Source organism: Polaromonas sp. P1_E11, assembly GCF_056405995.1.
Map to the genome: position 1 here is coordinate 1,207,502 of NZ_JBFUBA010000001.1, position 16,004 is coordinate 1,223,505.

The following is a 16,004-nucleotide window of genomic DNA, read 5'->3' on the forward strand; positions in this document are numbered from 1 at the left end:
ATATCGCTCAGCAAGTTAGCGGAACATCGTAGCGTAGCCATCGCCAGATCCGCCGCTGAATGACCCGACGCGTGGTTTATCTACATCGGTGAGTACTGAAGCACTACGATAAAGTAAGCATCATGAAAGCGCCCGCACTCAAAAGCCTGCAGGACCTCAAGGCCGTCAAGCGGGACATTGAAGCCCGCGCGAAGTTTGAAAAAGAACAGGAAGCCGCGCGCGTGGCAGCAGCCGCCAAGGCCAAAGCCGAGAAAGAACTCTTCTCGCGCGCGGTCGGCCCCGTCAAGGCCCTGCCGGCCAAACACCTGCCGGGCCACAAGGCGGCGTTGCCGGTGGCGCAGGCAGCGCCCATCCCGGTGCAGCAGCAGCGCGATGAACTCGCGGTGATGCGTGAAGCCATCTCGGACGAGTTCGACGTGGAAACGCTGCTGGACACCGATGAAGCGCTGAGCTTCAGGCGGCCCGGCATGGGGCCTGACGTGGTGCGCAAACTCCGCCGCGGCGGCTGGAGCATCCAGGGCCAGCTGGACCTGCATGGACTGCGCCGCGAGGACGCGCGCGAAGCATTGGCTCACTTCATCAAGGATGCGCACAAGGTGGGCTGGCGCTGCGTGCGCGTGGTGCATGGCAAAGGCCTGGGGTCTCCCGGCAAGACGCCGGTGCTCAAGGGCAAGGTGCAAAGCTGGTTGATCCAGAAGCAGGAGGTGCTGGCCTTTGTGCAGGCGCGGCCGGCGGAAGGCGGCGCCGGGGCGCTGGTGGTGTTGCTGGAGGCTGGATAATAAGTACACCCCTATCGACGAGGATAGGCACACCCCTATCGACACTCACTTCGTGTAGTGTCTTTTCCCCTTGAAAGAGTCAGTACACCCCTATCGACACTCACTACGTGTAGTGTCTTTTCCCCTTGCAGGGGACGGCACCCTGCGGTCCGGCAAAGCCGGTCCCGCGGCGCCTGCTGGAACTTGGGCAAGATTGGCTGACTCCACACATTGCTATCAATTCAATAGCTGCTCGCGCTTTATGTGATTGGGTGGAAGGCGGATTTGATGCCTGAAATTCACCGAAAAAGGCCCCGGGCGGCTGTTTTTTTGCCCGACGGGCACCAATAACCCGGTTCGACGCCGCGAAAAGGCACTTTTCACGAACAGAAAATGCCTGCAGCCCAATCAGAATCTGCGCGAGCAGCTATATTTTTGATAGCAAGCCAGATACCCAGTCCCGTTTCAGCCGCCAGCCGTTTAAAGCCCGAACCCCGCCCGCCCGGCAGCGGCACATTCATAGCCATGCCTGAACACAAGCTCATACGTGGGCAGCGGCACCTTCTTCAATGAGGTCGGATAGGCAGCGGCCGCCATCACGCTCTCCGCGTCCAGCCATTCGCCGGCCGGGCAGTCGGCGCCTGCGCGTTCGGCGACCTCGTGGGCGGTGGCGCCTATGCGCAGGTAGGCCGCGCGGCCGGGCTGGCGCGCGGCGTAGGCCATCAGCCCCCTGGCGCGCAGCGCGCGGACCTGGTCGGACATGATGTCGGCCACATGCTTGAGCCGAAAGATGCTGAGGGGGCCCATCGCAAAGCCCACCGGCAAGGGCGCGCCGGCATCGGACGCGATGATCACGCCGTCGATTTTCGGCTTGGGGCCAAAGCCGGCGTCAAAGAACGGCTCCAGCCCGAGGTTGTCGTACACACCGCCATCGTAGAGGTGGATGCGGGCAAAGCGGTCTTCGGCCGGCCGGGCGTCTTCGCCGGAGGCAAACATCGGCAGGTTCCAGTCAAAGCTGTCGGTCGGCAGGACATAAGGGCCGATCAGGCCCGGAAACGCCGCCGACACGGCCATTGCGTCACGCAGCGGCAGTTGCTTCAGGCGTGTGGAGCCCAGCATCCAGTCGCGCAGCGCGTCGCCTTCGAGGCTGGCGCGCTTGCCGGTTTCGGCCGTGGTGGCATTGACCACCCAGGCCGGCGAAGCGGGAACGTCCTCCATGAGCGCGTTGACACCCCAGGCGCTGCCGATGGCTGATGCCAGCACGTTGGCGCGGGACAGCGCAAAGCGCCAGTTGCGCGGGTGCAGCATGGCGCGCATGGCGGCGTTCTGCAGGTCTGTGGTGGTCAGCAGCGTTTTCACGCGCGGCAGCAGCACCTCCAGGCATTCATTGCTGCCGGGCCAGCGCATCCCGTTGAGCTGCAGCAACAGGCCCACCAGCAGGCTGCCGCCCGAAACAGTAGACACCTTGCTGACCCGCTCCAGTGCCTGGTGTTCCGCCAGGAAGCTCAGCACGCCGCAGTGAAACACCATGGCGCGTGTGCCCCCGCCCGACAGCGCCAGGTACACGGGCCTCATGCCGCGGCCTTGCAGCGCACGTGGAGAGAAAGCGGGCAATGCGCAGTGATCACTGTGGGGTAGCCGTGTTGCATGTTTTTTTGTGGGGGTGGTAGCAGCCCCCGATTCTCCTACGGCTGCCGCCTCCATGCCGGCTTGCTTTATCTGTCCGCAGCGTGCCCGGCCTGCAGCAACGACCGGCCGGAAATCTGCCACGCATGTGAACGAATGCTCATTTCCGTTGGCCTCAGGCCACTGGCGCGTGGAATATGGCGCCGCCCCCTCCTTTAGTTGCCAGGGCCATCCGCGCAATGCGTCACATGCCGTTAGAGTCGCCCTACTAAAAACAAAGAGGAGTTGTCTGGATGAACGCGCTGCACAGGAAAAAACTTGGCATTGAAGATGGCAATCGGATCGTCCAGAGGGACATCAAGGTGGAAGCCAGTGAAACCCACGTGACGTCGGTGTACTGGTATGACGAAATTGACGGACAGGGAGATTTTGTGCGCGGCCATGTGCTCAGGGAAACCAACTTCATCCAGAAAGACAGGCAACCCGAACCCGCCAAGGCAGCAGAAGCCCCGCGCAATCGCGGTGAGGATCATCCGGATGATTTGTCGGCCAATTCGCTACGGGCGCACATTCGTGAGCGCATGTGGCTTCACAACGTGCTGCCTCACGGCCGGCGCCGGTACGCCCTCTAGCGGGGATCAATACCGGCTGCAGCCCTTTGCAGCCGGGCGCAGGCAGCTATATTTTTCATAGCATTCGGTGAACCGGCATTGCACCGGGGCGCGGCATCATCACTCGCCCCTGTTGCGCATCCAGTCGGCCGTCTGGAAAAACGACGCATTCAGCCGCGTACGCAGCGCTTCATCGACACCGGTTTCACGCATGGCCTGGTCCATGCACGCCAGCCACTGGTCACGCTCTGCAATGCCGATCGAGCCGCCACCGGTTTGCTGGGGCATGTGGCGCATGCGCAGGCGCGGATGGCCGAAGCGGTCGGTGTAGTACTGCGGCCCGCCCAGCCAGCCGCATAAAAACCAGAAGAGACGCTGGCGGGCGTTGTCCAGGGTGCTGCCGTGCGCGGCGCGCAGGGCTGTGTAGCGGGGCTCCAGGTCCATCAGGTCGTAGAAGCGCTCGACCAATGCCTTGACCCGCTCTTCGCCGCCTATCCAGGCATAGGGAGTTTCGAAGGGAGGGTTTCCTGGGGGCTTTTCTTCTATCTGCATCTTTGGATTATCGAATGTTGGGGTTTGGGGTTGGTTGAGAGGGGTCATTGGCCGGTTCTCGTTCCGGCTATGCGTCTTCTTCTGAGAGCTGCTGGCCGGGGGTAGCCCGGCGGCTACTCACTTTTCTTTTGCTTCGCCAAAAGAAAAGTAAGCAAAAGAAAAGGCGACCCTGCTGTCTGCGTCCCTTCGCTTCGCTACGGGCAACCTGCGGTGCTCGGTTCAGGCGGGGTCTCGCTCGAACTCGCCTTCGGCTCAGACAATCGCGATCCCTGATCCGCCTGAACCTGCGCTCCTCGGCGCAGACAGAAGGGGGTGGAGGCAGGAATACCAAACAACCGAAAACAAAACCCGAAATACCAGAAGAAACAAGGACTCGCCGTGGCGAGTCCTTGTTGGTATTTGTGTTGGTTTTGTATTTCTGTCCCCGCTCCCGATTGGCCCTTGTGTATGCGCCGAGGAGCGCAGGGCCAGACGGATCAGGGCAAAAACTTGTTTGAGCCGAAGGCGAGTTGTTTTTGACCCCGGCTGGACCGAGCACCGCAGGTTGCCCGCAGCGAAGCGCAGGGACGCAGGAACCAGGGTCGCCTTTTCTTTGCTTACTTTCTTTTGGCGAAGCAAAAGAAAGTGAGTTGCATGCCGGGCAACCCCCGGCCAGCTATCCTTTGATGAGAGCGCTACGCCGGAGCAAAAACCGGCTCGGCTACTGAGCCTTCCGCAAAGTCTCCACCACCGGCGTATTCAAAACCGACCTCAACCCCCACCACCCCGCCGCCAGCGCCAGCAAAGCCCCCGCCAGGCTGCCCACCAAAGGTACCGTCCACGAACCAGTCCAGCTGAAGTCAAACACAAAGCGAGCCAAACCCCAGCCCACCGCTAGCGCAACGATGGATGCCAGAAAGCCAGCCAACAAACCAACTCCGGCCAACTCAGCCCGCTGCACCTGCCGCAGCAAGGACGCACGCGCGCCGACCGCCCGCATGATGGCGAATTCCTTGGCGCGCTCTTCGCGCGTGGCGGTGATGGCGGCAAACAGCACGACCAGGCCCGCGGCCAGCGTGAAGCCGAACAAAAATTCCACCGCGCGTATCACCTGGTCAAGCACGCGCTGCACCTGCGCCAGCGTGCTGCTCATGTCGACATTGGTGATGTTGGGAAACGCCCTGACCAGTGTGTTGTCAAAACTCTGGGGCTGCGGCTGGCCGGGCGCCACAGCGGGGGCCTCGGGTGCGCGAAAAGCGCTAATAAAAGACACGGGCACATCGGCTGGGAGCTGCGCCACCGGATACATCACAAAAAAGTTGACGCGCATGGAACCCCAGTCGACCTTGCGCAGGCTGGTGATCTTCGCTTCACTGATCTGGCCGCCGATGTCAAAGCGCAAGGAATCACCGAGCTTGAGGCCCAATGTTTTGGCCAGGCCTTCTTCCACGCTCACGGCGTCTTTTTCGCCGCCGGTCCAGCGCCCGCCAGTGACCTGGTTGTGACCTGGCATGTCGGCACTGTTGGAAAGATTGAACTCGCGGTCCACCAGGCGTTTGGCGCGGTCGTCTTCAAAGTCGTCGGGCGTGACAGCCTTGCCGTTGACCGCCACCAGGCGGCCGCGGATCATGGGGTACCAGTCGAATTTTTTCACGCCGCCGTCGCGCAGTGCTTTCTGGAAAGCCTCGCCCTGCTCAGGCTGCACGTTGATGACAAAACGGTTGGGTGCATCGGGCGGCGTCGCCTTGCGCCAGCTGCTGATGAGGTCGGTGCGCAGCAGCACGAGCAGCATCAGGGCCAGCAAGCCGACCGCAAGGGCGCTGGTCTGCACCACGGCATACATGGGCCGGGCAGACAGCTGCCGTGTGGCCAGCACCAGCCAGCGCGGGGCGGTGACTTCGTTGACGCTGGCGCGCAGCAGCTTGACGGCGGCAAAACTGGCCGCGGCAAACACCAGCACCGCGCCGGCAAAACCGCCGACGGCAATCAGGCCCAGCTTAAGGTCGCTGCTGGCAGCAACCAGCAGGGCCGCAAAGCCGGCCACACCCACGCCCAGCACTGCCATTGACGCGGGCTTGAGGTTGCCGACGTCGCGGCGGATGACGCGCAATGGCGGCACCTGCGCCAGCTGCAGCACGGGCGGCAGGCCAAAGGCCAGCAGCAACGTCAAGCCCATGCCCATGCCAAAAACGACGGGCCACCAGGTGGCCGCCGGCAACGCGGTTTCAACCAGCCCGGCCAGCAGCAGCACAAAGGCGTAATGCACGGCGAAACCCACCGCCACGCCAAGGGCGCTGGCCAGCATGCCGGCGACGACAAACTCAAAGGTGTAGGCCAGCGCAATGGTGCGCTGGGGCTGGCCCAGCACGCGCAGCATCGCGCAGTCGTCCAGGTGCTTGGTGGCGAAACCGCGCGCGACGATGGCCACGGCCACCGCGCTCAACAGGGCCGCCAGCAAGGCCACCAGGTTGAGGAATTTTTCCGCGCGGTCCAGCGTCTGCCGCATCTCGGGGCTGCCCGACTCGAGCGACTCCAGGCGCACGCCGCGAATGCCCGACTCCGCACCGGGTTTCTTGATCTCGTCGGCGGCCCACTTCACATAGGCCTTGACGGCTTTGTCGTCGCCGGCCACGGCAAAGCGGTAGTTGGTGCGGCTGGCGGGCTGGATCAGGTTGGTGGCGGCCACGTCGGCCTGGTTGATCATCACGCGTGGAGAAAAACTGATGAAACCGGCCCCGCGGTCGGGCTCCTGCACGATGACGCGGGTGAGCTTGAAGCTGGCGTCGCCCATCAACAGCGTCTGGCCGAGCTTGAGGCCCAGCGCATCGATCAACGAGGCGTCGGCCCAGGCCGTGCCAGGAGCCGGCACCTCTCGCGTGTCCTCGCCGGGGCCGTCCAGGCTGTCGGCGATTTTCATGCTGCCGCGCAATGGGTAGCCCTCCGGCACCCCCTTGAAAGCCACCAGCTTGCTGGCGCCGCCGTCAGCGTCGGTTGCGCGGCCCATGGTGGGAAAGGTAACGGTGGAAATCGCCTTCAGGCCCAGCGCCTGAGCCTTGGCAATGAAGGCTTCCGGCGTGATGCCGTCGCTGCGGATCACGGCGTCGCCGCCCAGCAGCTGGCGGGCATCGCGTTGCAGGCCACCCTTGAGGCGATCGGCAAAAAAACCGACCGCGGTGAGCGCAGCAACCGCCAGGGTCACCGCGACGATCAGGAGGCGCAGCTCGCCGGCGCGCAGGTCACGCAACAGGGTTTTCCAGCCGAGCTTGAGGAAAAGGGTGTTCATGAAGCGACCATAACGCAAAGTCCGCATCCCGGCATCATGGCCGGGTTTTGCGAGGGATTTAGCGCAGGGTTACGGAGACGTTTTGAAGCCGGGTCCCGCCACCACCGGGGCTGGAGCTGGGGCCGAAACCGGAGCACCCGGCAAGGCATCCAGCCGCTGCTCCAGCGCGCGCAGCACCGGCCCGATGCCGGTTCCCGCCCTGATCTGCGGGTTGGAAAAGCCGTCATCCTTGCCGGCGTCGATTTCGCGCAGCTTGATCACCGGAACGGCACGGGAAAAAGCCTGCTCAAAAGAATGTGTCTTGCGCAACTGCTCGTCAAACATGGCGCGGCCGAAGAAGGTCAGTTCGGACAGGCGTCCACAACCGTAAGAGGTATGGGTGGCGTCGGCCGCCGTCATGACCAGGGTGGTGTCGCCAGCGAGCGCCTCGATCCAGCCGCCTGAATAGCAGGCCGATATCGCGATGACGCGGTGGCGGATACCGGCGTTGTCGAGCGCTTCACGCAGCTCGCCGGGGGTCAAGGGCGCCACTTCGAGCGGCCAGTGGGAAGCGGCCAGCTTGAAGTCGCTGGCACCGTGCGAAGTCATGTAGACCACCAACACGTCGTTGTCGCGATCCATGCGCTGGGCCAGCGCGTCGATGGCGCGCTGCAAATTCAGCGTGGTGGCCCAGGGATGGGTTTGCACGGTGCTGACATGGTTGACCAAGTGCATCACGCGGCCTTCGGCATCGAAGCGCTCGACAAGCACACGGCTGACCATGCTGCTTTCCCGCAGGAATACATCTTCCGCGGCATAAGGAGCAAACACCAGGCCGTAGACGTCGGTGATACCGCGACGCTGCGGCTCGATGGCGGCCATGGTCTTTTCCATCAGCGCCTGCTGCTCTTCAAAAACCTGCTGGCTCAGCTGCAGGCGGGGCCGGCCGTCTTCGGTGGCCTGGCTCGCGTAGTCCACCCCCCAGGTACGCGCCTCGAATTGCCAGGCGGAAAGGCCTGTGGTTGCCAGCAGGACCAGCGCAAATACGACAGTCCGCCAGGTCCATCCGGCGAAACGCACGAAGAGGAAAAGGCTCACGCCAAGCGCCCAGACCGTCACCGCCGAATAGAACGCCCAGTAAAACCAGGGAGCCGAAAACACCGCCGCCTTGATCCAGCCGTGCGCAATCGCAGCAACCACGCCCTGGGCGAGCAACACATTGGGCAGCCCCGCTGCCAGCCACAGCGCGAAAAAGGCCGCCACACCGCGAGGCGGCTGGTCACCGGGAAACGGCTCGTCCGCTTCAGGGGCAGGCACAACTGCCGAAGCAGGAAAAGCCCACCACGCCAGGCCAACGCCCAACCCGATCGTCCACCATGTCGACAACCAGGCCTGCAGGTTAAACACCGCGGGACCTGCAATTTCCAGCCGCATCAATGCAACTTCCATGGTTGCGGCCAGAATCACAATACCCATCACCTGCAATGGCGTCGGTGTTTTCCCCGCCACGCGGACAGGCAGGAAAAACGCAGCACGGACCCCCTCCTTTATCCAGCGTGATGTGCTCAGCCTCCCAGAGGTATCAGGACGACCGCGGTCCACCGGGCTCAGCAAGGGTTCCGGGATGCCAGGCGAGGTGTGTTGAACGCGGGCGTCGTGCATGGCGGCATCATGCCACGGCAGATTCAGGGCTCAGCGCCCGCCATGCGAGGGCGGGGGCCGGCCAGTTCGGGCTGCAGCTTGAGCCGCTGTGGGTTGGCATAGCAGACAAAGCGCTTGTTGGTGGCGCGGCCAATCGCACACAGGCCGACGGATTGCGCGACCTGGTGCCCCATTTGTGTGATGCCGCTGCGCGAGACCACGATGGGGACCCCCATCTGCGCGGACTTGATGACCATTTCGCTGGTGAGGCGGCCGGTCGTATAAAAAACTTTGCCTGCCTCTCTCACCGAGGCGCTGGCCTGCATCCATATCCAGCCGGCGATGGTGTCTATGGCGTTGTGGCGGCCCACATCTTCGACGAAGAGCAGCATCTCGGGGTCACCGGCCGTCATCGCAAACAATGCACACGCATGCACCGAACCGGCAGACTTGTATGTCGTTTCCTTGAGCCGTATGGTGTTGACCAGGGCATAGAGCTGACCATGGCTGATGTGTGCATCGGCCGGCAGCACGATCGCATCGACCTCGTCCATCAAGCCGCCGAACACACTGCCCTGGCCACAGCCGGTGGTCACCACGCGTCTGGCAGTTTTTTCCTCAATGTCCTCAATACCGTGGCGCGTCTTGACGGCGGCCGCGCCCACATCCCAGTCGACGGTGATGGATTCGATATCGGCCACGTCCTTGACGAGCCGCTGGTTGCGCAGGTAGCCAAGCACCAGCAGCTCGGGGTGGGCGCCCAGGGTCATGAGCGTCACAAGCTCGCGCTTGTCGACATACACGGTGAGCGCGCGCTCGGCGGGGATGGCGACTTTGTGCGTCTCGCCATATTCATTGACGGCGTCAACCTCGCAGGTCAATGGTGCCTGGGCGTTGGTCAGCCGGGGCAGGCTTTGCAGGCGTGAGGGAGGAGGTGTCGAAGCGGGCATGAAGGAAGACTACAACAAAAAAGCCGGCCTCTTGCGGGGTCGGCTTTTTGAGGAAGCGAATGAATCCCTGGATAGTTCAGGACTTCTTGGCAGGATTTCCAACCGCATCGGGCTGCTTGGTGCTGGGCGGGCTGGTGGCCGTGCCTGCGGGTGAATGCGCACCGGAGGCTTCGATCGGCTTGGCTTCAGGCGGGGTATAGGCGAAGGGGCCGGGGTCTGCGCAGGCAGGCGCTGCGGCCGGCGGCTTGGTTTCCTTGCCGGCAGCCTTGGCCGATTTGTAATAGGCGGCGGCGACCTTGTCTTGCGACTTGCACAGCTGGTAGGCCTCGAGCTTGCCCGTCCATGCGGTCTTGGCGGCGGCTTCTGCGGCCTTGGCCTTGGCTTCGTCGCTCAGGGCGGGCAGCTTGGCCAGCGACGCGGCCGACGCGGCGGCCAGCAAGCTCATGATCAGGATTTTTTTCATGGGATTCCTCACTACAACTCTTCGGGGCTTATGCCTGCGCCGTCTGACCGGGTGGGTCAACAGGCGTGCTGCGCTGGGCCGGGATGTTTCCGGCTTTCACGTCGTCATACCAGTATTCGTGGTGCTCGCGGGCCCAGGTCTCGTCGACATACCCGGTGCGCATGGCCTTGTAGGCGCCCTGCATGCCGATGGTGCCGAGATAAATGTGGCCCAGAAACAAACACATCATGAGCACGGTGGCCACGGCGTGCACCATGTGTGCGACCTGCATGGTCGAGCGCTCATAGATCAGGCCGGGCAGCAGCTTGTCGAGCACAAAACCCGAGGACACGACAACGATGCCCAGGAAGAACACGCCGCCCCAGAAGATGAGTTTTTCGCCGGCGTTGAAACGGTTCGAAGGCGGTTCTTCGCCGCCGGTGATCAGGCCACCGCCTTTGGCCAGCCAGTGCAGATCGCCCTTTTGCGGCCAGTTGTCGCGCAGGAAGGTCAGGAACACGATCACCAGAGACACCGCGAACAGCGGGCCGGCAAAGTTGTGCATGGTCTTGAGGGTCCAGGTCAGCCAGCCGAAGAGCGCGCCACCAATGACGGGCAGCAGGAAGAATTTGCCAAACGCCATGACCAGGCCTGAGATGGCCAGGATGCAGAACGCAATCGCGTTGGACCAATGCGCGGCACGCTCAAACGGCGTGAATCGTTCGATCTTGCGGCCAGTGTCGACGCCGTGGGTTTTGATCGAACCCTTGCTGAAGTAAAAAATCGCGATGGCCAACAGCACGATCAGGAACAGCGAGCCCCCATAGGGAATGATCCAGTTGTTGCGCACCTGGCGCCAGGCTTCGCCGGCGTTGGTAAGACGTGAGCCTGGGTACTGCACAAAGGGCTGAATCAGGTTGCCGGCTTCGGGCGCTTCGCTCCTGGGCAGGCTGCTATAGCCGGTGACGCCCTCGCCCACCTGGCGCCACATGGGCGCGTTGTTGCCCGGTTGCACCTTGGCGCGTTCACCATTGGTCTGCTTGGCGTAGTTGGGGTCGGCGCTGGCTTCAGGTTTGACCTCAAAGATGCTCTGGCCCTGGATGCCGCCGGCGGCGGCGGGAGCAGCAGCTGGCGCGGCGGTGGCCGGCGCAGCCGCAGGCGCCTGCGCGCAGGCTAGTCCCGCCAGGCAGGCCGCTATGAAAAATATAGCTGTTCGCGCACGATACATAAGGCCTCCGGTCACTATTTCGAGTTACCGATCTTGTTGTACTCGTTCTGGCTGTTCTGCGCACGGGCCTTCAGGCCTTGCTCCCAGCTGGTCTTGTCACCGGCCTTCCAGCCCGGCGCCGCAAACTGGGTTTGCACGCCCTGGTAGGCAGCGCCGTCGCTTTTCACACCGCTGCCCAGGGTTTGCGGTTTTTCGCCGCAGGCCGACAAAGCCGACAAGGAGAGGGTCAGGACAAGAAGGCGCATCATGATTTGGCTCCTGCGGGCGGCTGGCCGGCCTGTTTGGATCCGTAGGCCGTGCCCCAGCCCCAGACTTCGGCGCCCTTGCCGCGTTGCACCACACGGTTGCGGAAGATGTCGGCGACCACATCACCGTCGCCGGCGAGCAGGGCCTTGGTCGAGCACATTTCGGCGCAGGCCGGCAGCTTGCCTTCGGCCAGGCGGTTACGGCCGTATTTTTCAAACTCGGCCTGGCTGCCGTTGACTTCAGGACCGCCGGCGCAGAAGGTGCATTTGTCCATCTTGCCGCGCACGCCAAACGTGCCGGCGGCCGGGAACTGCGGCGCGCCGAAGGGGCAAGCGTATGAGCAGTAGCCGCAGCCGATGCAGACGTCCTTGTCATGCAGGACCACGCCTTCGTCGGTGCGGTAAAAGCAATTGACGGGGCAGACAGCCATGCAGGGGGCGTCGCTACAGTGCATGCAGGCCACCGAGATGGATTTTTCACCAGGGACACCGTCGTTGAGCGTGACCACGCGGCGGCGGTTCACACCCCACGGGACTTCGTTTTCGTTTTTGCAGGCGGTGACGCAGCCGTTGCATTCGATGCAGCGCTCAGCGTCACAGACAAATTTCATGCGTGCCATGGTGATTCCTTATGCTCGCTCGACGTTGCAAATGGTTGTCTTGGTTTCTTGCATCATCGTGACGCTGTCGTAGCCGTACGTTGTCGCGGTGTTGACGGCCTCGCCGCGCACAACAGGCGCCGCGCCATTGGGGTAGTAGGCCAGCATGTCGGCGCCCTGCCAGCGTCCCGAGAAGTGGAAGGGCATCCACACCGTGTCGGGGCCGACGCGCTCAGTCAACATCGCTTGCACATTGAGGCGTGCGCCGGTCGGGCTGTTCAGCCAGACACGTTCACCGTTGCGGATGCCGCGGTCAGAGGCCGTCTTCGGATTGATTTCGACGAAGGCTTCCTGCTGCAACTCGGCCAGCCACGGGTTGGAGCGGGTTTCTTCACCGCCACCTTCGTATTCGACCAGCCGGCCTGAGGTCAGGATGAGCGGGTACTTTTCGCCGACCTTGTCCGCGATGTTCTTCTGCTGAATCGTCTTGTAGAGGGTGGGCAGGCGCCAGAACGCTTTCTTGTCGTCATGCGTGGGGTACTTGACCATCAGGTCGGCCCGCGTGCCGTAGAGCGGCTCGCGATGCTGCGGTATGGCATCAGGGAAGTTCCACACCACGGCACGCGCCTTGGCATTGCCGAACACGTGGCAGCCGTGGACCTTCATGGTGACGCGGATGATGCCGCCTGATGAATCGGTCTTCCAGTTCTTGCCTTCGGCCGCGGTTTTTTCGGCGTCGGTCAGGTCGGCCCACCAGCCCAGCTTCTTGAGCAACAGGTGGTCGAACTCGGGATAGCCCGTCGTGATGTCGGCGCCCTGCGAATAGGAGCCGTCTTCGGCCAGCAGGTTGACGCCGTCCTTTTCAACGCCGAAGTTCGCCCGGAAATTACCACCGCCGTCCATGACATGTTTGGAGGTGTCGTACAGATTGGGTGAGCCGGGGTGTTTGAGGTCCGGATTGCCCCAGCAAGGCCAGGGCAGGCCGAAATAGTCGCCCGTGGTGTCGTAGCCGGTGGCCTTGTCCTTGCCGCCTTTGGACTTGAGGGTCTTGACGTCGAACAGGTGCATGTTGCGCATGTGGGCCTGCAAGCGCTCAGGGCTCTGGCCGGTGTAGCCGATGGTCCACACACATTTGTTGATCTCACGCAGGATGTCGTCCGGCACGGGCTCGTCCATGCCCTTGACCTTTTGCATCTTGTAGTTCTTCGACAGCTCCTTGGCGAAGCCGAGTTTTTCGGCGAACTGGTGCATGATCATGTGGTCGGTGCGGCTCTCCCAGAGCGGTTCGATCACTTTTTCGCGCCACTGGAGGGACCGGTTGGAAGCCGTCACCGAGCCGCTGGTTTCAAATTGCGTGGCGGCGGGCAAGAGGTAAACCGCGCGTTTGGGGTTGAGGTCTTCCGCCTTGCCGGGCATCGCTGCCATTGCGGCGGTGGCCGATGGATACGGGTCCACCACCACCAGCAAGTCCAGCATGTCCATCGCCCGCTTCATCTCGAGGCCGCGCGTTTGCGAGTTAGGCGCATGGCCCCAGAAGAAGACGCCGCGCAGGTTGGAGTCCTGGTCGATGAGTTCGTTTTTCTCCATCACGCCGTCGATCCAGCGCGAGACGGTGATGCCGGGCTTGCCCATCATCGCGGCCGATGCGTAGCGGCCCTTGATCCAGTCGAAGTCCACACCCCAGGTCTTGGCAAAGTGCTTCCACGAGCCTTCTGCCAGGCCGTAGTAGCCGGGCAGTGAATCGGGGTTGGGGCCGACGTCGGTCGCGCCCTGCACGTTGTCGTGGCCGCGGAAAATGTTGGCGCCGCCGCCGGACACACCGATGTTGCCCAGCGCCAGTTGCAGGATGCAAGAGGCGCGCACGACCGCATTGCCGGTGGTGTGCTGCGTCTGGCCCATGCACCAGACGATGGTGCTGGGACGGTTCTGGCTCATCATGGTGGCCACCTTGAGCGTGGTGGCCTCGTCAACACCGCAGGCCTCCAGCACCTTGTCCGGCGTCCACTTGGCCATCACGTCGGCCTTGACCTTGTCCATGCCGTAGACACGGTCGTTGATGTACTTCTTGTCTTCCCAGCCGTTCTTGAAGATGTGATACAGCACACCGAAGAGAAAGGGGATGTCGGAGCCGGAGCGGATGCGGACGTACTCGTCGGCCTTGGCGGCCGTGCGGGTAAAGCGCGGGTCGACCACGATCATCTTGCAGCCCGCCTCCTTGGAGTGCAGCATGTGCAGCAGGCTGACCGGGTGGGCTTCCGCGGCGTTGGAACCGATGTACAACGCGCACTTGCTGTTTTGCATGTCGTTGTACGAATTGGTCATGGCGCCGTAGCCCCAGGTGTTGGCAACGCCGGCCACCGTGGTCGAGTGGCAGATGCGGGCCTGGTGGTCGCAGTTGTTGCTGCCCCAGAAGCTCACGAACTTGCGCATCAGGTAGGCCTGCTCGTTGTTGTGCTTCGAAGACCCCACCCAGTACACCGAGTCCGGCCCGCTCTCCTTGCGCAACTCCAGCAGCTTCGCGCTGATTTCATTGAGTGCGGTGTCCCAGCTGATGCGCTCGTACTTGCCGTTGACCAGCTTCATCGGGTAACGCAGGCGGTATTCGCCGTGGCCATGCTCGCGCAATGCCGCGCCCTTGGCGCAATGGGCCCCAAGGTTGATGGGCGAATCAAACACCGGCTCCTGGCGGACCCAGACGCCGTTCTCCACTACGGCGTCGACCGCACAGCCGACAGAGCAATGGCTGCAAACGGTACGCTTGACCTCAATTTTCCCGGTGCCGTCGCCGGCGCCAGGTGTGGCCGCCTTGGCCTTTTTGACCAGGGTTAATTGCGTAGCTGCCAGGCCAACGCCGACACCCAGGCCGGAGCGGCGCAGGAAGGCGCGGCGGTCCATGGTAGGCAGCGCGTTGGACAGGCCCCGCGACAGGCTTTGCACAAAGCGCGCGGAACCCGCGCGGTGCACGGGATGGACATCAGAAGATTTTTTCGTGAGCAGCATGAAGCTCTCCGTAGAAGGTGAAATCGGGGGCCGGTCGGTCGGAACTGGAAGCCAGGGCTATCTAGACGCGGGTGGTCTTGTAGTAGCGTTTGACGTGTTCCGAGAGGCTGTAGCCGCCGCCTTTTTCAGGGGCCGGCTTGGGCTCTGGAAGCTCGGCTTGAAGCGCAGGTGCGCCGGGCAACGCGACGATGGCCGCGGCTGCCGCGCCGGTGGCGGCTGCGCCGAAAAAGAATCCCCTGCGCGAGGGTTTTGGCTGGCTGTCCTGCATGGTGATCTCCAGGGAAGGCTTGCTGGCTATGTAACCGTTTGCATAGTACTGTAAGGCAGAGTGCTGCGCACCACAATGGTTAGCGCCGCTCAACGTCCAAGTCTAGGGAAAACGATAAGCGATCTTATTGTCAGACCCGGCGGATCTGGCCGGCTGGCCATTCAAAAGCTGTCTCATTTTGAGAAAAAAAAGTTCATGCACTCCCTCAGGCCAGCATGTCGAAGCCCTGCGCCTCAACGCTGATGAAGGTCTGGGTAAAGGCCGCGAGCGCGGCGTAAAAACGCGCCTTGGGATGCGCCGTGATGGCATCGCACATCAGCGGCACCCAGGGCTGAACATGGCGCGCGAAAAATTCGCGCTGCCGCGTGAGATTGGCGACCTCCACGTCGTCACCGGCAATCAGGTAGCGCATGACTTCGCACAGGTAGGCCACGTGGTCTTCGGTTTCGGGCATGGCCTCGTCACGTGCCAGGCCCAGCGCGGCGATGTCGGTGCGCAAGGCCGCCAAAGGCTTCTCATTGAGGAAACCGCTGAGGTAGTGCGAACCAAAGAGGTACACCTCAGGTTTTCCAACGCCGCCGAACAGGGCATCATGCTCCTGCGTGACATCTGCAAGGCTCAGCGTGCGGGCGGCTGCCACGAGTTCGCTCCACGAACTTTCAAGCAACCCACCGGCGGCGGGTGCCTCGGTCACGGCAATGCGGAGGTTTTCATGCAGCTCCGCCGAAGGCGCGGCGTAGTAAAGCGCAGCCAGCAGCCCATAAACTTCGGCCCGCGCGGTTTCTTCGTCCAGGGAGGAGGCGGTGAGTTGGGCTTGCGTCATGGTGCGTCTGGTTTTATGGG

General features: G+C 62.9%; 14 protein-coding genes. 2 read left to right on the top strand and 12 right to left on the bottom strand.

Annotated features, from left to right (window positions below; genetic code table 11):
* Positions 1-122 precede the first annotated feature (122 nt).
* Positions 123-779, top strand: coding sequence for a Smr/MutS family protein (locus AC1D11_RS05915; protein WP_477648445.1), 657 nt, complete (start codon positions 123-125; stop codon positions 777-779).
* Positions 780-1,238: 459 nt separating this feature from the next.
* Here the strand turns inward: AC1D11_RS05915 and AC1D11_RS05920 are convergent, their stop codons facing one another.
* Positions 1,239-2,333, bottom strand: a complete 1,095-nt coding sequence (locus AC1D11_RS05920) for a patatin-like phospholipase family protein (RefSeq protein WP_477648446.1) — start codon at positions 2,331-2,333, stop codon at positions 1,239-1,241.
* Positions 2,334-2,677: 344 nt separating this feature from the next.
* On the opposite strand from AC1D11_RS05920, the gene AC1D11_RS05925 reads away from it, so the two are divergent.
* Positions 2,678-3,016 carry a hypothetical protein gene (locus AC1D11_RS05925; protein WP_477648447.1) on the top strand — a complete coding sequence of 113 codons (339 nt, stop codon included), beginning with the start codon at positions 2,678-2,680 and terminating at the stop codon, positions 3,014-3,016.
* A 99-nt stretch (positions 3,017-3,115) separates the two neighbouring features.
* Here AC1D11_RS05925 and AC1D11_RS05930 read toward each other — a convergent pair whose 3' ends face one another.
* The 11 genes from AC1D11_RS05930 to AC1D11_RS05980 form a co-directional block, all read right to left on the bottom strand.
* Positions 3,116-3,547, bottom strand: a complete 432-nt coding sequence (locus tag AC1D11_RS05930; RefSeq protein ID WP_477648448.1) for a group II truncated hemoglobin — start codon at positions 3,545-3,547, stop codon at positions 3,116-3,118.
* A gap of 700 nt (positions 3,548-4,247) precedes the next feature.
* Positions 4,248-6,809: an ABC transporter permease gene (locus tag AC1D11_RS05935; protein WP_477648449.1), complete on the bottom strand. Its 2,562-nt coding sequence runs from the start codon at positions 6,807-6,809 to the stop codon at positions 4,248-4,250.
* Between the two features lie 69 nt (positions 6,810-6,878).
* On the bottom strand, positions 6,879-8,264 hold the full coding sequence (locus AC1D11_RS05940) for a C13 family peptidase (protein ID WP_477650959.1): 1,386 nt from the start codon (positions 8,262-8,264) through the stop codon (positions 6,879-6,881).
* Between the two features lie 209 nt (positions 8,265-8,473).
* Positions 8,474-9,379, bottom strand: coding sequence for a formate dehydrogenase accessory sulfurtransferase FdhD (locus AC1D11_RS05945; protein WP_477648451.1), 906 nt, complete (start codon positions 9,377-9,379; stop codon positions 8,474-8,476).
* A gap of 76 nt (positions 9,380-9,455) precedes the next feature.
* Positions 9,456-9,842: a hypothetical protein gene (locus AC1D11_RS05950; protein ID WP_477648452.1), complete on the bottom strand. Its 387-nt coding sequence runs from the start codon at positions 9,840-9,842 to the stop codon at positions 9,456-9,458.
* A 28-nt stretch (positions 9,843-9,870) separates the two neighbouring features.
* Positions 9,871-11,049: a formate dehydrogenase subunit gamma gene (locus AC1D11_RS05955; RefSeq protein WP_477650960.1), complete on the bottom strand. Its 1,179-nt coding sequence runs from the start codon at positions 11,047-11,049 to the stop codon at positions 9,871-9,873.
* Between the two features lie 14 nt (positions 11,050-11,063).
* Positions 11,064-11,297 carry a hypothetical protein gene (locus tag AC1D11_RS05960; protein ID WP_477648454.1) on the bottom strand — a complete coding sequence of 78 codons (234 nt, stop codon included), beginning with the start codon at positions 11,295-11,297 and terminating at the stop codon, positions 11,064-11,066.
* Complete coding sequence (gene fdh3B, locus AC1D11_RS05965) at positions 11,294-11,914, bottom strand: formate dehydrogenase FDH3 subunit beta (RefSeq protein ID WP_477648455.1); 621 nt, start codon at positions 11,912-11,914, stop codon at positions 11,294-11,296. Before fdh3B ends, AC1D11_RS05960 begins: the two co-directional genes overlap by 4 nt.
* Positions 11,915-11,923: 9 nt before the next feature.
* On the bottom strand, positions 11,924-14,893 hold the full coding sequence (locus AC1D11_RS05970; protein ID WP_477648456.1) for a formate dehydrogenase subunit alpha: 2,970 nt from the start codon (positions 14,891-14,893) through the stop codon (positions 11,924-11,926).
* A 61-nt stretch (positions 14,894-14,954) separates the two neighbouring features.
* A complete protein-coding gene (locus tag AC1D11_RS05975; RefSeq protein WP_477648457.1) occupies positions 14,955-15,161 on the bottom strand; it encodes a formate dehydrogenase in 207 nt (68 codons plus the stop codon).
* A gap of 205 nt (positions 15,162-15,366) precedes the next feature.
* A complete protein-coding gene (locus AC1D11_RS05980) occupies positions 15,367-15,984 on the bottom strand; it encodes a TorD/DmsD family molecular chaperone (protein WP_477648458.1) in 618 nt (205 codons plus the stop codon).
* Positions 15,985-16,004 lie beyond the last annotated feature (20 nt).